The organism is Pseudomonas sp. B2021, from assembly GCF_018135665.1.
Classification (GTDB): domain Bacteria; phylum Pseudomonadota; class Gammaproteobacteria; order Pseudomonadales; family Pseudomonadaceae; genus Aquipseudomonas; species Aquipseudomonas lactis.
Map to the genome: position 1 here is coordinate 5,938,008 of NZ_SMOF01000001.1, position 18,423 is coordinate 5,956,430.

At 60.9% G+C, this 18,423-nt stretch carries 18 protein-coding genes and 1 pseudogene; 7 read left to right on the top strand and 12 right to left on the bottom strand.

Annotated elements, in window-relative coordinates:
* Window positions 1-86: 86 nt before the first annotated feature.
* The 6 genes from E1K68_RS26930 to dadA all read right to left on the bottom strand — a co-directional run bounded on the left by E1K68_RS26930 (window position 87) and on the right by dadA (window position 6,185).
* Window positions 87-2,009 carry an acetyl-CoA hydrolase/transferase C-terminal domain-containing protein gene (locus tag E1K68_RS26930; RefSeq protein WP_003195450.1) on the bottom strand — a complete coding sequence of 641 codons (1,923 nt, stop codon included), beginning with the start codon at window positions 2,007-2,009 and terminating at the stop codon, window positions 87-89.
* Window positions 2,010-2,147: 138 nt separating this feature from the next.
* Window positions 2,148-2,558: a c-type cytochrome gene (locus E1K68_RS26935; RefSeq protein WP_003195451.1), complete on the bottom strand. Its 411-nt coding sequence runs from the start codon at window positions 2,556-2,558 to the stop codon at window positions 2,148-2,150.
* A 182-nt stretch (window positions 2,559-2,740) separates the two neighbouring features.
* Complete coding sequence (locus E1K68_RS26940) at window positions 2,741-3,289, bottom strand: cupin domain-containing protein (RefSeq protein ID WP_003195453.1); 549 nt, start codon at window positions 3,287-3,289, stop codon at window positions 2,741-2,743.
* A 116-nt stretch (window positions 3,290-3,405) separates the two neighbouring features.
* Window positions 3,406-4,479: an alanine racemase gene (alr, locus tag E1K68_RS26945; protein WP_003195454.1), complete on the bottom strand. Its 1,074-nt coding sequence runs from the start codon at window positions 4,477-4,479 to the stop codon at window positions 3,406-3,408.
* A gap of 79 nt (window positions 4,480-4,558) precedes the next feature.
* Window positions 4,559-4,912, bottom strand: coding sequence for a RidA family protein (locus tag E1K68_RS26950; RefSeq protein ID WP_003195456.1), 354 nt, complete (start codon window positions 4,910-4,912; stop codon window positions 4,559-4,561).
* Window positions 4,884-6,185, bottom strand: a complete 1,302-nt coding sequence (gene dadA / locus E1K68_RS26955) for a D-amino acid dehydrogenase (RefSeq protein ID WP_212614857.1) — start codon at window positions 6,183-6,185, stop codon at window positions 4,884-4,886. The genes E1K68_RS26950 and dadA overlap by 29 nt, the downstream gene beginning before the upstream one ends.
* A 156-nt stretch (window positions 6,186-6,341) precedes the next feature.
* Between dadA and E1K68_RS26960 the strand changes: the two genes are divergently transcribed.
* Window positions 6,342-6,830 carry an Lrp/AsnC ligand binding domain-containing protein gene (locus E1K68_RS26960; protein WP_003176896.1) on the top strand — a complete coding sequence of 163 codons (489 nt, stop codon included), beginning with the start codon at window positions 6,342-6,344 and terminating at the stop codon, window positions 6,828-6,830.
* Between the two features lie 132 nt (window positions 6,831-6,962).
* On the opposite strand, the gene E1K68_RS26965 is transcribed toward E1K68_RS26960, so the two are convergent.
* Complete coding sequence (locus E1K68_RS26965; protein WP_003195461.1) at window positions 6,963-7,316, bottom strand: YkgJ family cysteine cluster protein; 354 nt, start codon at window positions 7,314-7,316, stop codon at window positions 6,963-6,965.
* A gap of 115 nt (window positions 7,317-7,431) precedes the next feature.
* On the opposite strand from E1K68_RS26965, the gene E1K68_RS26970 reads away from it, so the two are divergent.
* Window positions 7,432-8,724: an FAD-binding oxidoreductase gene (locus E1K68_RS26970; protein ID WP_003195463.1), complete on the top strand. Its 1,293-nt coding sequence runs from the start codon at window positions 7,432-7,434 to the stop codon at window positions 8,722-8,724.
* Here E1K68_RS26970 and E1K68_RS26975 read toward each other — a convergent pair whose 3' ends face one another.
* On the bottom strand, window positions 8,725-8,949 hold the full coding sequence (locus E1K68_RS26975; RefSeq protein ID WP_212614933.1) for a DUF1127 domain-containing protein: 225 nt from the start codon (window positions 8,947-8,949) through the stop codon (window positions 8,725-8,727). It lies immediately after the preceding gene.
* A 166-nt stretch (window positions 8,950-9,115) separates the two neighbouring features.
* Between E1K68_RS26975 and E1K68_RS26980 the strand changes: the two genes are divergently transcribed.
* Window positions 9,116-10,540 (top strand): PLP-dependent aminotransferase family protein, encoded by a 1,425-nt coding sequence (locus E1K68_RS26980; protein ID WP_003195467.1) that lies wholly within the window; start codon window positions 9,116-9,118, stop codon window positions 10,538-10,540.
* 61 nt (window positions 10,541-10,601) lie between these two features.
* On the top strand, window positions 10,602-12,170 hold the full coding sequence (locus E1K68_RS26985) for a phospholipase D family protein (RefSeq protein ID WP_094774738.1): 1,569 nt from the start codon (window positions 10,602-10,604) through the stop codon (window positions 12,168-12,170).
* A gap of 124 nt (window positions 12,171-12,294) precedes the next feature.
* On the opposite strand, the gene E1K68_RS26990 is transcribed toward E1K68_RS26985, so the two are convergent.
* Window positions 12,295-13,437 (bottom strand): MFS transporter, encoded by a 1,143-nt coding sequence (locus tag E1K68_RS26990; protein ID WP_034134058.1) that lies wholly within the window; start codon window positions 13,435-13,437, stop codon window positions 12,295-12,297.
* A 178-nt stretch (window positions 13,438-13,615) separates the two neighbouring features.
* Entirely contained in the window at window positions 13,616-15,109 is a 1,494-nt protein-coding gene (locus E1K68_RS26995) for an aldehyde dehydrogenase (RefSeq protein ID WP_003195472.1), read from the bottom strand.
* 230 nt (window positions 15,110-15,339) lie between these two features.
* Between E1K68_RS26995 and E1K68_RS27000 the strand changes: the two genes are divergently transcribed.
* The gene (locus tag E1K68_RS27000; protein ID WP_003195474.1) at window positions 15,340-15,702 is read left to right on the top strand and encodes a cupin domain-containing protein; all 363 of its coding nucleotides are present in this window, start codon (window positions 15,340-15,342) and stop codon (window positions 15,700-15,702) included.
* A gap of 154 nt (window positions 15,703-15,856) precedes the next feature.
* Here E1K68_RS27000 and rpmG read toward each other — a convergent pair whose 3' ends face one another.
* Both rpmG and rpmB read right to left on the bottom strand, forming a co-directional pair.
* On the bottom strand, window positions 15,857-16,012 hold the full coding sequence (gene rpmG / locus E1K68_RS27005; RefSeq protein WP_003176906.1) for a 50S ribosomal protein L33: 156 nt from the start codon (window positions 16,010-16,012) through the stop codon (window positions 15,857-15,859).
* Window positions 16,013-16,023: 11 nt separating this feature from the next.
* Window positions 16,024-16,257: a 50S ribosomal protein L28 gene (gene rpmB, locus E1K68_RS27010; RefSeq protein WP_003176907.1), complete on the bottom strand. Its 234-nt coding sequence runs from the start codon at window positions 16,255-16,257 to the stop codon at window positions 16,024-16,026.
* 457 nt (window positions 16,258-16,714) lie between these two features.
* Between rpmB and E1K68_RS27015 the strand changes: the two genes are divergently transcribed.
* Together E1K68_RS27015 and E1K68_RS28015 are read left to right on the top strand one after the other, a co-directional pair.
* On the top strand, window positions 16,715-18,307 hold the full coding sequence (locus E1K68_RS27015; protein ID WP_212614858.1) for an ABC transporter substrate-binding protein: 1,593 nt from the start codon (window positions 16,715-16,717) through the stop codon (window positions 18,305-18,307).
* A 39-nt stretch (window positions 18,308-18,346) separates the two neighbouring features.
* Window positions 18,347-18,421, top strand: a pseudogene (locus E1K68_RS28015) (outer membrane lipoprotein carrier protein LolA); the annotation flags it as partial.
* Between the last annotated feature and the right edge of the window lie 2 nt (window positions 18,422-18,423).

An 18,423-nucleotide genomic window follows, 5' to 3' on the forward strand; every position in this document is an offset into this window, starting at 1 on the left:
AGCGGAGTGTCAGTCGACAGAGATGTCGACTGAAAGGCCCTCATCGCAGGCAAGCCAGCTCCCACATGGGGTTTTGCGTTGGGCTGTCAGTGGGCGGTGGCCTGCAGGCCGGCAAGCAGCAATCGTTGATACAGGTCTTCCTTGATGCCCTCCGGCTTATCCAGGCACATGCGCTGCAAATGCTTGGGAAATGCCTCCGGCTCCGGCGCGTCGAGTGCCGCCTTGCCCAACTCCAGAATTTCCGTGAGCTTGAATTTGCTCTTGAGCCAGTTCAGCGCTCGTAACAAATCCCGCTCTTCATCCGTGAAGTCGCTGCCCAGGGGGTATTCCGGGAACAGGCGACGATGCCTGGCCTGAATCGCCTGAAGCCGCTCTGGCGTGTTGTCGGCAAAACGCGGATCCAACTGGAAATCCTTGGGCAGTTTGCCGGCCTTTTGCGCTTGTTCAATCAAGTCGTGCTGGAACCTGGAGTCGGCGATGTTCAGCAGCGCTTCGATCACCTTGGCATCCGTCTGACCGCGCAAGTCGGCAATGCCGTATTCGGTAATGACAATATCCCGCAGGTGCCGGGGAATGGTGCAGTGGCCGTACTCCCAGACGATATTGGAACTGACCTCCCCCGCCGACTCACGCCAGCTGCGCAAAATCAGGATTGAGCGTGCACCTTCCAGCGCATGCCCCTGGGCCACGAAATTGTATTGCCCGCCCACGCCACTGAGCACGCGACCGTCTTCCAACTGATCGGCCACGCCAGCGCCGAGCAAGGTGACCATGATCGCGCTGTTGATAAACCGCGCATCCAGGCGCTGCAGGCGCTTGAGTTCTTCCTGCCCGTACAGCTCGTTGATGTAGCTGATGCGGGTCATGTTGAATGCCTGGCGCTTGGCGTGGGTCATTTCCTGCAGGCGCTGGTAAAAACTGCGCGGTCCCAGGAAGAAACCGCCATGGATCGACACGCCGTCGGGTTGCGCCGCGTCGTCCAGGGTGCCCGCGTTGGCCTGCATCTGGGTCGCCACATCCGGGTAGACCTTGCGCCGCACAATCCCGGCATCGGCCAATACCAGCAGGCCGTTGACGAACATCTCGCTGCAACCGTAAAGGCCACGGGCAAACGGCTCAACGCCGCCTTCGCGGCTGATCAACGGCGCCCACTGGTACACATCCAGGTCGGTGAGCAACAGGCGATAGGCCTCGTTGTCGGCCTGGCGCGCCAGCAAGGCAGCGGTCAGCGCATCGCCCATGGAGCCGATACCAATCTGCAACGTACCGCCATCACGCACCAGGGTACTGGCATGCAGGCCGATAAAATGGTCCTGAAAGCCCACCGGCATATTCGGCGTGGAGAACAACGTGGTGCTGTCTTTTTCATCCAGCAGGTAGTCGAACTCATCCATGCCCAGCTCGGCATCACCGGGCATGTAGGGCAAGTCGCTATGGACCTGGCCAACGACCAGGATGGTCTCCCCGGTCGCGCGGCGCTTGGCGATCATGGGCATCAGGTCGAGGGTGATATCCGGGTTGCAGCTCAGGCTCAGGCGGTCGGGATGCTCGCTGCTACTGGCAACCAGTTGCGCCACCAGGTTCAGGCCGGCGGCATTGATGTCGCGCGCCGCATGGCTGTAGTTGCTGCTGACGTAATCCTGCTGCGCCGCGGCGCTGTGGAGCAGGCTGCCAGGCTGCATGAAGAATTGCTGCACACGGATATTCTTCGGCAGGCTGCCCTTGTGCAGGTCGGCGAGAAAGTCTAGTTCGGGGTAGTCGCCAAACACCCGTTCGATAAAGGGTTCGAGAAAGCGTTTCTGCAAGCCATCCCCCATCGTCGGGCGACCCAGGCTCAACGCGGTGTAGATAGTCAGCGCCCGCTCCGGCAACTTGGCGATGCGCCGGTACAGCGCGTTGACGAACAAATTGGGCTTGCCCAGGCCCAAGGGCATGCCCATGTGGATATGCGCCGGCAACCGCGCCAGTACGTCGTCAACTGCTTGCTCGATTGAACACAACTGCACCATCCGACTGCTCCCGAACATTCCATGAATTGGAGTTGGACCGAGCTTGCCGGGTCTTTGCTGCAATGAACAGCCTCAATACATAATTCGCAGGCACAAAAAAGCCGCTCGTAAGCGGCATTTTTGGCGAAGATCGATCGGTTACAGCCCGGACATCTTCTTGATCGCACCCTTGAGGTCGTCGTCCGAGCAATCAGCGCAAGTGCCTTTGGGCGGCATGGCGTTGATACCGGTGATGGCCTTGGCCAGGATGCCATCGAGGCCGCCTTGATGGTCGGCGCGTTCTTTCCATGCGGCGGTGTCGCCAATTTTCGGCGCACCCAACAGGCCCGTGCTGTGGCAGGCATTACAGTGCTTGGCGATGATCTCATCCGGGGTTTTCGCGCCGCCGCCGCCCGCTGCCACGGCCACTTCCATGCCCTTGCATTCCTGGCCCTGGACGCAAACCTGACCCACAGGCTCCAGGCGCTTGGCAATGTCATCATTGGTCGCAGCTTGAGCGCTGACAGCCCATAGGGCCAGTACGGTTGCTGGTGCAGCCAGCATTTTCATAATTAGGTTCACGCGTTCACCCTCAATGGTGGCTATTCACGCCTGCGGCCACGGTTTCGCAGGCGGCGAAAGTATAACGGTTAGCCCGCCCGGCCGAAACAACCCTATTAAATAAAGGGAGATTCGGCTTCACGGTGTACAGCTGCGGGAACCTCTGCAACGCTGGCAGGGCGCCTCTATTCTTAAAAGTTCGCGGGGGTGGCTGCGCTGATTAGTCGCGCCGGCACGTCGAACGGATTGCGAAAACGATGGGGCCTGGTACTTTCAAAGTAGTAGCTATCGCCAGCCTCGAGCACAAAAGTTTCAAGGCCGACCACCAACTCCAGGCGACCTTCCACCAGAATCCCGGTTTCCTCGCCTTCATGGGTGAGCATTTCTTCGCCCGTGTCGGCACCTGGCGGGTAGATCTCGGTGAGAAAAGCGATGGCCCGGCTCGGGCGCGACCGCCCCACCAGTTTCATGGTGACGGCACCGTCGGAGATGTCGATCAGCTCATTGGCTTTATAGACGATCTGCGTCGGTATTTCCTGGAGGACTTCCTCGGAGAAGAACTCGACCATGGACATGGGGATACCGCCCAGCACCTTGCGCAGGGAGCTGATCGAGGGGCTGACGCTGTTTTTCTCGATCATCGAAATGGTGCTGTTGGTGACGCCCGCACGCTTGGCGAGCTCACGCTGGGAAAGACCTTTGAGTTTACGGATGGATTGCAGTCGTTCGCCGACGTCCAATGCAGGAGCCTCCTAGGATTCAGGCTTTGTTGTAATTGAGCGTTATCATGGCGACAGCGTTCAGTATTTACAACACTTGGGCCTAAATCCCGGCCTGCTCGGTTCGTTGCTGGCGGCTAAGCGCCGCTATAGAGCCTTGGCACTCGGCGTAGATTGCAGAAAATCTGATAGGGAATGGTCTCAGCGGCCACAGCAACATCACTGGCGAGGATGTGCTTGCCCCACAGTTCCACAGTGGAACCAAGGCCCGCCTGGGGCAAGTCGGTGAGGTCGACACACAGCATGTCCATGGAAACGCGGCCCAGCAGCCGGCTGCGCTGGCCAGCGACCAGCACCGGTGTGCCGGTGGGCGCATGGCGCGGGTAACCGTCGGCATAGCCCATGGCAACCACGCCGATGCGCATCGGCTTGGGGGTGACGAACCTGGCGCCATAGCCCACCGGCTCACCGGCCGGCAATTCACGCACGCAGATCACTTTGGACTCCAGGGTCATCACCGGCTGCAAGCGCGCCGCAATGGCCTGGTCTTCGCCAAAGGGCGTTGCGCCGTAAAGCATGATACCGGGGCGCACCCAGTCGCTGGACACGCTCGGCCAGCCCAATACAGATGGTGAGTTGCGCAGGCTGACCTCAGCCGCCAACCCCTGGCGCGCCGCCTCAAACACCGTTACCTGTTCGTTGCTGCTGACGCAATCGAGCTCATCGGCGCGGGCAAAATGGCTCATCAATACGATCTTCGCCACTTTGCCGCTGGCCAGCAGGCGCTGATACGCCTCCTGGTAATCCTTGGGGTGCAGGCCCACACGGTGCATGCCCGAGTCCAGCTTCAGCCACACTGTCAGCGGCTTGCTCAAATGAGCTTTCTCGATGGCTTCCAACTGCCACAACGAATGCACCACGCACCACAAATCCTGCTCGATGATCAGCGGCAACTCGTCGGCTTCGAAAAAACCTTCGAGCAGCAACACCGGCGCACGAATGCCGGCGGCGCGCAGTTCCAGCGCTTCCTCGATGCACGCCACGGCAAACCCGTCGGCTTGCGCCTCCAGCGCCTGGGCCACGGGCACCGCACCATGGCCGTAGGCATCGGCCTTGATCACGGCGAGGGCCTTGGCCCCGGTGACTTCTCGGGCCAATTGGTAGTTATGGCGCAGGGCTTGGAGGTCGATCAGGGCACGGGCTGGACGCATGGCGGCAGGCTTCTAGGCAGCAAAGTCAATAAAAAACCGGTGCCGACCAACAACGTCGGCACCGGGAGAGGGATGGTTGTTAAGGCAGCGCAGCCACGACAGACAGTTCTACCAGAATCTCGGGTTCGCACAGCTTGGCTTGCACCGTGGCGCGGGCCGGGGCGACGCCTTTAGGCAGCCACTTGTCCCATACCGCGTTCATCAAAGCGAAGTCGGCGTCGATGTCCTTCAGGTAGATCGTTACCGACAACAACCTGGACTTGTCGGTCCCGGCAAGGTCCAGCAAGCGCTCGATATTGACCAGGGTTTCACGGGTCTGCTGCTCAATCCCGGCGCTCATGTCGTCGCCGACCTGCCCTGCCAGGTACACGGTACCGCTGTGGACAACGATCTGGCTCATGCGCTCATTGGTGAGCTGGCGCTGGATTGACATGTTGTGCGGACTCCTGGTGGTTGCCATAACGGGAAATATCGAGGCCTGCGGCGCTGATCTGTGGCGTTTTTTTCGCCATCAGGTCGGCCAGCAAGCGACCGGAACCACAGGCCATGGTCCAACCGAGGGTACCGTGGCCTGTGTTCAGGAACAGGTTCTTGAACGGCGTGGCACCCACAATCGGTGTGCCGTCTGGGGTGGTCGGGCGCAGGCCGGTCCAGAAACTGGCTTGGGCCAGATCGCCGCCCTGAGGATAAAGGTCGTTGACGATCATCTCCAGGGTTTCACGTCGCCGCGGGTTCAGCGACAGGTCAAAACCGGCTATTTCAGCCATGCCACCGACGCGAATACGGTTGTCGAAACGGGTGATCGCGACTTTGTAGGTCTCATCGAGAATGGTCGAGGTCGGCGCCATTGCCGGGTTGGTGATCGGCACAGTCAGCGAATAACCCTTGAGCGGGTACACCGGCGCCTTGATCCCCAACGGCTTGAGCAGCTTGGGCGAGTAACTGCCGAGGGCCAGGACATAGCGGTCGGCAGTTTCCAGCTTGCCGTCGATCAACACGCCGTTGATGCGGTCGCCTGCGTAGTCCAGGCGCTGGATGTCTTGTTCGAAGCGAAATTCCACGCCCAGTTGTTTGCACATGTCGACCAGGCGCGTGGTGAACATCTGGCAATCGCCCGTCTGGTCGTTGGGCAGGCGCAGGGCCCCGGCGAGGATATCGGTGACGCTGGCCAGGGCTGGTTCAACCCGGGCAATGCCGGCGCGGTCGAGCAATTCGAACGGCACACCGGACTCTTTCAGCACGGCGATGTCCTTGGCGGCGCCATCGAGCTGGGCCTGGGTGCGGAACAGTTGGGTCGTCCCGAGGCTGCGGCCTTCGTAGGCAATGCCGGTCTCGGCGCGCAATTCGTCGAGGCAGTCGCGGCTGTACTCGGACAGGCGCACCATGCGTTCCTTGTTCACCGCATAGCGGCTGGCCGTGCAGTTGCGCAGCATCTGCGCCATCCACAGGTATTGATCGATATCGGCGGTAGCCTTGATCGCCAGCGGCGCGTGGCGTTGCAGCAGCCACTTGATCGCTTTGAGTGGCACACCCGGCGCGGCCCATGGCGAAGCGTAGCCTGGGGACACCTGACCGGCGTTGGCGAAACTGGTTTCCATGGCAGCGGCAGGCTGACGATCGACCACCACGACGTCGAAACCGGCCCGCGCCAAATAGTAGGCGCTGGTCACCCCAATGACGCCGCTACCAAAGACCAGAACGCGCATTTTTATATCCTCATCGCGGGCTTGGCCGCTGACGTGTGTTATTCGAGCAATGATGAGCGCAGTGTAAAAAACAATCGGCAGTGCATTTCACTATATAAATGCCTATATTTGGCGACAATTCTTGGCAAAAACCCTTTTGACAGAGGCGTATCCCCTATGCGTACCAACACCCAGACCAAGCGGGAGCTGGACAAGATCGACCGCAATATCCTGCGCATCCTGCAAACCGACGGGCGCATCTCGTTCACGGAGCTGGGGGAAAAGGTCGGGCTGTCCACCACGCCCTGCACCGAGCGCGTGCGGCGCCTGGAGCGCGAAGGGATCATCATGGGCTACAACGCACGGCTCAATCCCCAGCATTTGAAGGGAAGTTTGCTGGTATTTGTCGAGATCAGCCTGGATTACAAGTCGGGTGACACCTTTGAAGAATTTCGCCGGGCCGTGCTGAAACTGCCCCATGTGCTGGAGTGCCATCTGGTGTCGGGGGATTTCGACTACCTGGTGAAAGCGCGGATTTCCGAGATGGCGTCGTATCGCAAATTGCTGGGCGATATCCTGCTCAAACTCCCCCATGTGCGCGAGTCCAAGAGCTATATCGTGATGGAAGAGGTGAAGGAGAGCCTGAACCTGCCGATCCCGGACTGACTCACTGACACAACACGGTCAACTGTGGGAGCTGGCTTGCCTGCGATAGCGTCGGCTCAGAGGCATAGGTGCTAGCTGACCCACCGCTATCGCAGGCAAGCCAGCTCCCACAGTTTTAACCGAGTACATCCGCTAGACCAACACCTGCCGGGTGCTCGCCATGTACTCATGAATCTGCTTCTCCACCCGCGGATGAATCAGCTCGACCGGCCGGCGACCATTAGGGCACGGCAAGGTCTTGGTGGTGCCGAACAGGCGACAGATCAGCGGCCGCTCGTCATACACCGTGCAGCCCTTGGGTCCCAGGTGCACGCAGTTCAGCTCGTCCATCGCCGCCTCTTGCTCGGCGGCGGTCTTGCGCGGCAGGCGCGACATTTCTTCGGGTGAAGTGGTCACCGGCCCGCAGCAGTCGTGGCAACCGGGGACGCACTCAAACGATGGAATCTGGCGACGCAGCGCGCTGATTTTCTGACTGTTGCAACTCATCGAAACCCATACCGAACGGCAAATAGACGTGGATTCTGACGCAAAACGCCCCGCGCAGACAGCGTCGTGCGACCACTGTATCCTGCGTCAAATTTTCCAGACAGGGAGGTTCCCCATGACCGCCAGCGCCCGGCACACCGCTTCCTACTACGCCGCCAGCAGCGTGCCGCAACCGGATTACCCGACGTTGACGGGTGAGGTAAACGCCGATGTCTGTGTGATCGGCGGGGGTTTCTCCGGTCTTAACACCGCCCTGGAATTGGCCGAGCGCGGCTTTCGCGTGGTGTTGCTGGAAGCGCGCAAGATCGGCTGGGGTGCCAGCGGGCGCAATGGCGGCCAGTTGATTCGCGGGGTCGGCCACGGGCTGGATCAGTTCACCCAGGTGATCGGCAGCGACGGCGTGCGCCAGATGAAGCTGATGGGCCTGGAAGCCGTGGAGATCGTGCGCGAGCGTGTGGAGCGCTTCCAGATCCCCTGTGACCTGACCTGGGGCTACTGCGACCTGGCCAACAAACCCCGCGACCTGCAGGGCCTGGCCGAGGATGCCGAAGAGCTGCACAGCCTGGGTTACCGCCACGAAGTGCGCCTGTTGCAAGCCAGCGAGATGGGCACGGTCATCGGCTCCGATCGCTACGTAGGCGGCATGATCGACATGGGTTCCGGCCACCTGCACCCGCTGAACCTGGCACTGGGTGAGGCCGCCGTTGCCCAGCAGTTGGGCGTGGCGCTGTACGAGCAATCCCAAGTGACCCGCATCGACTACGGCCCTGAGGTCAAGGTGCATACCGCCCAAGGCACAGTGCGCGCCAAGACCCTGGTACTGGCCTGCAACGCCTACCTGAACGGACTCAACCCGCAACTGAGCGGCAAGGTGCTGCCCGCCGGCAGCTACATCATTGCCACGGAGCCCTTGAGCGAAGCACAAGCCACCAGCCTGTTGCCGCAGAACATGGCCGTGTGTGACCAACGCGTGACGGTGGATTACTTCCGCCTGTCCGCCGACCATCGCCTGTTGTTCGGCGGCGCCTGCCACTATTCCGGACGCGACCCCAAGGATATCGGCGCCTATATGCGACCGAAAATGTTGCAGGTATTCCCGCAACTGGCCGACGTGAAGATCGACTACCAGTGGGGCGGCATGATCGGCATCGGCGCCAACCGCCTGCCGCAGATTGGCCGCCTGGCCGATCAACCCAACGTGTATTACGCCCAGGCCTATGCCGGCCATGGCCTCAACGCCACGCACCTGGCGGGCAAGCTGTTGGCCGAGGCCATCAGCGGCCAGCAACAGGGGCGCTTCGATCTGTTCGCCCAAGTGCCACACATCACCTTCCCCGGCGGCAAACACCTGCGTTCGCCGCTGCTGGCCCTGGGAATGCTGTGGCACCGCCTCAAAGAACTGCTCTGATCAATCGCGCCAGAAGGGTTTCAAACCCTCACGGCGCGCCTGCTCGGCGGTCAGCCCGATGTCGCGTAACTGCTCGCGGCTCAGGTACAGCAGGGCCTTGCGCGTATGACGACGGCGCCAGAACAGACTCCAGCGGCCAGGCGCCTGGGCAGTGAGCACCGGCTCCTGCCCCGCTTCCAGTTCCTGACTGCGTAACGCCAGCCGTACATCGCTCATGCCGCTCATTTGACTGCCCCTCATTGGCCCGTTGCCTTGAGTGATCAGCATGCGTGGGCGGCCAGAACCATGACAGATTCAGCCAACTTTTATTAAACCCATACAGAGACTGCCGCTGCGTGGCTGAATCCTGTATTTTCCCTCTATCTGTACTGGTCCCTCGGGAGCGAGCACCATGACCCTTTACGTCAACCTCGCCGAATTGCTCGGCACCCGCATTGAACAGGGCTTTTATCGTCCGGGCGATCGACTGCCCTCGGTGCGGGCCTTGAGTGTGGAACATGGGGTAAGCCTGAGCACCGTGCAGCAGGCATATCGGTTGCTCGAAGACAACGGCCTGGCGATGCCCAAGCCCAAGTCAGGCTATTTTGTTCCGGTGGGCCGTGAACTGCCGGCGCTGCCCGAGATAGGCCGCCCGGCCCAACGCCCAGTGGAAATCTCCCAGTGGGACCTGGTGCTGGAACTGATTCGTGCGGTGCCGCGCAAAGACGTCATACAGATGGGCCGCGGCATGCCGGATGTATTGTCGCCCACCTTGAAGCCGTTGCTGCGTAGCCTCGCCCGTGTCAGCCGCCGCCAAGACCTGCCGGGGCTGTATTACGACAATATCCTTGGCTGTATGGAGTTGCGTGAGCAAATCGCCCGGCTGTCATTGGACTCCGGTTGCCAACTGAGCGCCGAAGACATCGTGATCACCACCGGTTGCCACGAAGCCCTCTCCGCCAGCATTCACGCCATCTGTGAGCCCGGCGATATCGTTGCGGTGGATTCGCCCAGCTTCCACGGCGCCATGCAGACCCTCAAGGGCCTGGGCATGAAAGCCCTGGAAATCCCCACCGACCCGCTCACTGGCATCAGCCTCGAAGCCCTGGAACTGGCGCTGGAACAGTGGCCGATCAAAGTCATCCAGCTCACCCCAAACTGCAACAACCCCTTGGGCTACATCATGCCGGAAGCGCGCAAACGCGCCTTGCTGACCCTGGCCCAGCGCTTTGACGTGGCGATTATCGAAGACGATGTGTATGGCGAACTGGCCTACAGCTACCCACGCCCGCGCACCATCAAATCCTTCGATGAAGACGGCCGTGTGCTGCTGTGCAGCTCGTTCTCCAAAACCCTGGCGCCCGGCCTGCGCATTGGTTGGGTCGCACCGGGACGCTACCTGGAACGGGTGCTGCACATGAAATACATCAGCACCGGCTCTACGGCCACACAGCCGCAGATCGCCATTGCCGAATTCCTCAAAGGCGGGCATTTCGAGCCGCATTTACGCAGGATGCGCACCCAATACCAACGTAATCGCGACTTGATGCTTGATTGGGTCAGCCGCTATTTCCCCGCTGGCACGCGCGCCAGCCGGCCCCAGGGCAGCTTCATGCTGTGGATCGAACTGCCTGAAGGGTTCGACACCTTGAAGCTCAACCGCGTGCTGGTAGAACAAGGCGTACAGGTGGCGGTAGGCAGTATTTTTTCTGCCTCCGGCAAATACCGTAATTGCTTACGCATGAACTACGCTGCCAAGCCAACGGCGCAGATTGAAGAGGCCGTGCGCAAGGTGGGGGCGGCCGCAGGCAAGATGCTGGAAGAGACGGCGGACTGACCTTTCCCGAGCAATTGCCGTCATATGCCACAACCGCCCTGACCTGGAAGCAGCTTCCTTGATGATTCGACGGCTTTTACCGTTTTGCCTGCTAGGCGCCCTGGCCCTGGGCGGCTGTGCCACGGTCGACACCCCGCGCATCCCCAGCGATGCCCTGCCGGCGAAGGACTCCTCGTTCGGTCGCTCGATCCAGGCCCAGGCCGCCCCCTACCAAGGGCGCTCGGGCTTCCGGTTGCTGCCCAACAGCAGTGAAGCCTTCATGGCGCGCGCCGAGTTGATCCGCAACGCCCAGACCAGCCTCGACTTGCAGTACTACATCGTGCACGACGGCATCAGCACACGCATGCTTGTGGACGAACTGCTCAAGGCCGCCGACCGCGGGGTGCGCGTGCGCATTCTGCTGGACGACACCACTAGCGATGGCCTCGACCAGATCATCGCCACCCTCGCCGCCCATCCCAAGGTGCAGATACGCCTGTTCAACCCCTTGCACCTGGGGCGCAGCACCGGCGTTACGCGCGCCATGGGCCGGGTATTCAACCTGTCACTGCAACACCGGCGCATGCATAACAAACTGTGGCTGGCCGATAACAGCGTGGCCATCGTGGGCGGGCGCAACCTGGGCGACGAGTATTTCGACGCCGAACCGAGCCTGAATTTCACCGACATCGACATGCTCAGCGTGGGGCCGGTGGCCGAGCAATTGGGTCACAGCTTCGACCAGTACTGGAACAGCGCCCTGAGCAAGCCAATCGATGACTTCGTCTCGAACAAACCCTCCAAAGTCGACCTCGCCGTCGCCCGTGGGCGCCTTGAGGCCTCACTGGCCCAGTCCCGCCAGCAGAACCACGCGCTGTATAACCGCCTGCGCACGTACCAGACCCAGCCCCGCATGGACATCTGGCGCCGCGAGTTGATCTGGGCCTGGAACCAGGCGCTGTGGGACGCACCGAGCAAGGTACTGGCCAAGGCCGACCCCGACCCACGACTGCTGCTGACCACTCAGCTGGCGCCAGAGCTGGCGGGGGTCAGCCATGAGCTGATCATGATTTCGGCTTACTTCGTGCCGGGCCAACCTGGGCTGGTCTACCTCACAGGGCGCGCCGATGCGGGTGTTTCGGTGCGCCTGCTGACCAACGCCCTCGAAGCCACAGACGTGCCGGCTGTGCATGGCGGTTACGCACCGTATCGCAAAGCGTTGCTGGAGCACGGGGTGAAGCTCTATGAACTGCGCAGGCAACCCGGCGACCCCAGCGCAAGCAGCGGCCCGCATCTGTTTCAGCATGGCAGCTGGCGCGGCTCGGACTCGAGCCTGCACAGCAAGGCGATGATTTTTGATCGAGAAAAGTCGTTCATCGGCTCATTCAATTTCGACCCGCGCTCAGTGCTGTGGAACACCGAAGTCGGCGTACTGGTGGACAGCCCCGAACTGGCCGAACACGTACGCAACCTGGCGCTGGAAGGTATGGCGCCAGCGTTGAGCTATGAGGCCAAATTGCAAGACGGCCAGGTGGTGTGGGTGACAGAAGACAACGGCCAGATGCACACCTTGACCCGCGAACCGGGCAGTTGGTGGCGGCGGTTCAACGCCTGGTTCGCCACCAGTGTTGGCCTGGAACGCATGCTCTAAAACCCCTGTAGGAGCGCGCTTGCTCGCGAAAAACGCCAACGATAACGCAGCGCATCTGGTTTAACGCGGCGCCCTCCGGTTTTTCGCGAGCAAGCTCGCTCCTACAATGGGTTGCATTTCGAGATCAGGCCGGCTGCGCGGCGCCGAATGCCCCCTGGCGCAGCAACAGCACTACCAACCCCAACGCCCCGGCCGCCATCAGCAGCGGCAGCGCATGCCCGCTGATCCACTGGCTGCCCGCTCCTGCCACCAGCGGCCCGATCAGGCAGCCAATGCCCCACAGCTGCGCCACGTGAGCGTTGGCACGCACCAACGCATCGTCGCGGTAGCGCTCGCCAATCAAAATCAGCGACAAGGTAAACAAACCGCCGGCACTGGCGCCGAACAGCACCCACACCGGCCAGATCAGCAACGTGTGCATCAATAACGGCACCGCCAGGCTCGACGCCAGCAACAGCAGCGCACAGGCCAGGAACAAGGTCCGTCGCGGCAGGTAGTCGGCCAACGCGCCAATAGGCAATTGCAGCAACGCATCGCCCACCACCACCGTACTGACCATCGCCAAGGCGATCTCGGCGGTAAAACCCTGTTGCAGGCAGTACACCGGCAACAACGTCAGGATCATCGCTTCGAAGGCTGCGAACAACGCCACGGCCCAGGCAATCGCCGGCAGGCCCAGGCAAAAGCGCCACAGGTCGCCAAACGTCACGCTGAACGAATCCGCCGTCGGTGCCCCGGTACGTCCCAGCAACAGCAGCGGCGCCACCACCAAAAGGCCCGCGCCGACCCAGAAACCGTAGTCATGGTCGGTGCCAATCAGGCCCAGCAGCAACGGCCCCGAGAGCTGGCTCAAGGCATAGCTGCAGCCATACAGCGCCACCAGGCGGCCACGCCATTGCTCGACCACCAATTGGTTGATCCAGCTTTCGCCAAGGATGAAGACGATGGTCAGGATCACCCCGATCATCAGCCTGAGCACCAGCCACACCGGGTAACTGGGCAGGATCGCCAGCAAGCCGATGGACACCGCACCGGCCCACAGGCACAGGCGCATCAGGTTGGCAGTGCCGAGCCAGGACGCCATACGGCTGGAGACCTTGGCCCCCAGCAGCACGCCGAACGCCGGCATCGCCGCCATCACGCCAATGGCGAAACTGCCATACCCCCAGCCTTCAAGACGCAGGGACACCAACGGCATGCTGACACCCAGGGCCAGGCCAACGCTGAGTACCGAGGCCAGCACGGCGAAATAAGTCGCCCAACGCATTGCCACGCTCCTGTGGATAATTCTGGTTTGCAAAACGAACTGTAGGAGCGGACCTGTGTGGGGGCTGGCTTGCCTGCGATGCAGACGCCTCGGTGTGTCAGCCACACCTCGGAGATGCTATCGCAGGCAAGCCAGCTCCCACACAAGCTCGCTCCTACAGGAGGATCAGCAGTGTTGCTTAGAGCTTGATCCAGGTCGCTTTCAGCTCGGTGTACTTATCGAATGCATGCAGTGACTTGTCGCGGCCATTACCCGACTGCTTGAAACCACCGAACGGTGCGGTCATGTCGCCGCCGTCGTACTGGTTAACCCACACGCTGCCGGCACGCAGAGCCTTGGCCGTCAGGTGCGCCTTGGAGATATCCGCCGTCCACACCGCTGCGGCCAGGCCGTATTGGGTGTCGTTGGCGATGGCGATGGCTTCTTCAGCGCTGTCGAAGGTGATCACCGACAGGACTGGGCCAAAGATCTCTTCCTGGGCGATCTTCATGGCATTGGTCACGCCGTCGAAAATCGTCGGCTCGACGTAGGTGCCGCCGGACTCTTCCAGGGTGCGCTTGCCACCTGCGACCAGCTTGGCGCCGTCGGCGTGGCCGGCTTCAATGTACGAAAGCACGGTATTCATCTGCTGCGTATCCACCAAGGCACCCACAGTGGTGGCTGGGTCCAGTGGATTGCCGGGTTTCCAACCCTTGAGGGCTTCGATCACCAGCGGCAGGAAGGTGTCCTTGATCGAACGCTCGACCAGCAGGCGCGAACCGGCGGTGCAGACTTCGCCCTGGTTGAAGGCAATGGCACTGGCGGCGGATTCGGCGGCCGCTTGCAGGTTCGGCGCATCGGCAAACACGATGTTCGGGCTTTTGCCACCGGCTTCCAGCCAGACACGCTTCATGTTCGACTCACCGGAGCGGATCAACAGTTGCTTGGCGATCTTGGTGGAGCCCGTGAACACCAGGGTATCAACATCCATATGCACCGCCAGGGCGTTACCCACGGTGTGGCCATAGCCAGGCAGCACGTTGAACACGCCTTTAGGAATACCGGCCTCTACGGCCAGCGCGGCAATGCGGATGGCAGTCAGCGGGGATTTTTCGGACGGCTTCAGGATGACAGAGTTACCGGTGGACAGCGCCGGGCCGAGTTTCCAGCAGGCCATCATCAGCGGGAAGTTCCACGGCACGATGGCGCCAACGACACCCACGGGCTCGCGGGTCACCAGGCCCAGTTGATCGTGGGGCGTGGCGGCGACTTCGTCGTAGATCTTGTCGATCGCCTCGCCGCTCCAGCTCAGGGCTTGCGCCGCGCCGGGGACGTCGATGTTCAGGGAATCGCTGATGGGCTTGCCCATGTCCAGGGTTTCGAGCAGCGCCAGCTCTTCGGCATTGGCCTTGAGCAGCGCGGCGAAACGGATCATGACGGACTTGCGCTTGGCCGGCGCCAGGCGCGACCACACGCCGGAATTGAAAGTGGCACGCGCATTTTCCACGGCGCGCTGGGCGTCGCTGGCATCACAGCTAGCGACAGTGGCCAGCAAGCGCCCATCCACCGGGCTGATGCATTCGAAGGTGTCGCCGGAAACGGCGGCGGTGTACTCGCCATTGATATAGGCGCGGCCTTCGATCTTCAGAGCCTTGGCGCGTTGTTCCCAGTCGGCACGGGTCAGGGTGGTCATGCGAGTGTCCTCCTCTTATTGAATACAAGGGCCTGGGAGGTTTATCCCGGCGCCATCACAAATGCTTGCCCGACCAGCCTGCTGTTCGGCTCAAGGCAGCTGCCACCCTAAACCAGCGGCTGGGGATGTTTCAATATATTTGACATAACGGCGGCAAACGCCCTTGCGATGTTCATTTTAATAAACATAGACTTTGGGCTCTCCAACCGCAGGCCAGACGGGAAATGCACATGAGCATCCAGGACATCGTCGATTTCAGCCAAGCCAACACCGCCCCCGAACGTTACCGCCCTGCCGCCGAGAAAATCCTCAAGGGCGATCCCGAGCAGACACTCTACAACCACTACAACAGCCCATGCGGCCAGATGAACGCCGGCGTCTGGGAAGGTGAAGTGGGCCAGTGGAAGGTCAACTACACCGAGCATGAATACTGCGAGATCGTGCAAGGCGTGTCGGTGTTGCGCGATACCGAGGGAAATGCCAAGACCCTGCGGGCCGGCGACCGCTTTGTGATCCCTGCCGGCTTCAGCGGTACCTGGGAAGTGCTGGAAGCGTGCCGCAAGATCTACGTGGTGTTCGAAGAGAAAGCCTGATCATTGATTGATCGACAACGGGACGCTGAGCGTCCGAGACGGCATTCCCACGCAGAGCGTGGGAACGATCAGCAGAGCGTGGGAACGATCATCCCAGGCAAAAAAAAGCCCGCATCGTGAGATACGGGCTTTTTTTCACAAGGAAGAAAATCAATTACTTGATTTTGCCTTCTTTGTAGATCACGTGCTTGCGAACGCGCGGGTCGAACATTTTCTTTTCGAGCTTGTCCGGGGTAGTACGCTTGTTCTTGTCGGTAGTGTAGAAGTGACCAGTACCGGCGCTAGAGATCATTCGAATCAATTCACGCATGATAGAGCTCCTTAGATCTTGCCAGCGGCACGGATTTCGGCCAGCACGACAGTGATGCCACGCTTGTCGATAATACGCATGCCTTTAGCAGATACACGCAGGCGAACAAAACGTTTCTCTTCTTCAACCCAGAAGCGGTGATGCTGCAGGTTCGGCAGGAAACGACGACGGGTTTTGTTATTTGCGTGGGAAATGTTATTCCCAGTCACCGGACCCTTACCGGTAACTTGACAGACTCTCGACATGCCTCAGCCCTCTAAAACCACATGCCCAACCCGGCATGGGTTGGCCGCTTAATCTCTCAGTCATTTGGCGCCAGGCGCCGCGTTTCTTTAGGGTCTTACCGGCTACACCTACAGTGAAGGAACCGGGCCCCTAGAAAAGAGCGCTGCTTTATACCAGAAAGACCCCAGTGCAACAACAACCTGTGTATTTTTAGCAGCGTAAATCTTGGCCACAAGTGCCTGAACCGCTGCCAGGAGGGGCCGCTGTAACAGCCGACCGCTCGTCGCACAGAATGATTTACAACGCCTGCGGTCACAGGGAAGTGCACGGCGCAACACGCGCAGGCGCCATCAAAACAGCATTTGCGCCAAAAGCACAGGCAAAAATGGGCTAGTCATTTATCAATCAGACCTCTACGGTAGGCTTTTTCCAGACTGCACTCGCAGATGGGCCTTCGATCTGCACAGGAAACCGAATATGCGCCTCGCTGCCCTACCGCTATTGCTTGCCCCTCTCTTTATTGCGCCGATGGCCGTTGCGGCCACCAATTTGAGCGTTTGCACCGAGGCCAGCCCCGAAGGGTTCGATGTGGTGCAGTACAATTCGCTGACCACCACCAACGCCTCGGCCGATGTGCTGATGAACCGCCTGGTGGAATTCGACGCGGCCAGTGGCAAGTTGGTACCCAGCCTTGCAGACAGTTGGGAAGTGTCGCCCGATGGGCTCACGTACACCTTCAAGCTGCATCCCGATGTGAAATTCCATCGCACCAGCTATTTCAGCCCAAGCCGCACCCTGACCGCCGAAGACGTGCGCTTCAGCTTCGAGCGCATGCTCGACCCGGCCAACCCGTGGCACAAGATCGCCCAGAGCGGCTTTCCTCACGCCCAATCCCTGCAATTGCCTACACTGGTCAAGAAAATCGACGCCCTTGACCCGCTGACCGTGCGCTTTACCCTCGACCACGCCGACTCCACCTTCCTACCGGCGCTGAGCATGGGTTTTGCCTCGATCTACCCGGCCGAATATGCCGACAAACTGCTCAAGGCCGGTACACCCGAAAAGCTCAACAGCCAGCCCATCGGCACCGGCCCGTTTGTGTTCGTGCGTTTCCAGAAAGACGCCGTGGTGCGCTACAAGGCCAACCCGGACTACTTCGCCGGCAAACCGGCGGTGGATAACCTGATTTTCGCCATCACCCCGGACGCCAACGTACGCCTGCAGAAGCTGCACCGCGATGAATGCCAGATCGCCCTGTCGCCCAAGCCTCTGGATGTGGGCGAAGCCGAAAAGGACCCAGCACTCAAAGTCGAGAAAACCGCTGCGTTCATGACCGCATTCGTCGCCATCAACAGCCAGCACCCGCCGCTGGACAAGCCCGAAGTACGCCAGGCAATCAACCTGGCCTTTGATAAGGGCAGCTACCTCAAGGCCGTGTTCGAAGGCACCGTCGAAGCGGCCAACGGTGTCTACCCGCCGAATACCTGGAGCTATGCCAAAGAGTTGCCAGGCTACCCGCAGGACCTCGCCAAAGCCAAGGCGCTGCTGGGCCGCGCCGGGCTCAAGGACGGCTTCAAGACCACGATATGGACCCGCCCTACCGGCAGCCTGCTCAACCCCAACCCGAACCTCGGCGCCCAACTGTTGCAGGCTGACCTGGCCAAGGTTGGCATCCAGGCCGAGATTCGCGTGATCGAATGGGGCGAGTTGATCCGCCGCGCCAAGGCCGGCGAGCACGACTTGCTGTTCATGGGCTGGGCCGGCGACAACGGCGACCCGGATAACTTCCTGACGCCGCAGTTCTCCTGTGCCGCGGTAAAGTCCGGCACCAACTTCGCCCGCTATTGCGACCCCACTCTGGATAAGTTGATCAGTGCCGGCAAAACCACCAGCGAGCAAGGCGTGCGCAGCAAGCTGTATCAGCAGGCTCAGGCGCAGATCCAGCAACAGGCGCTGTGGTTGCCGTTGGCGCATCCGACGGCGTTTGCCTTGACCCGCAAGAACATCGAGGGGTACCAAGTAAGCCCTTTCGGGCGCCAGGATTACTCGAAGGTCAGCCTCAAACCCTAAGGAACACTCCCACCTGTAGGAGCGAGCTCGCTCGCGAAAATCGACAACGATGACGCGGCAAGCCTGACGCCCCGCGGGGTTCTCAGGTTTTTCGCGAGCAAGCTCGCTCCTACAGA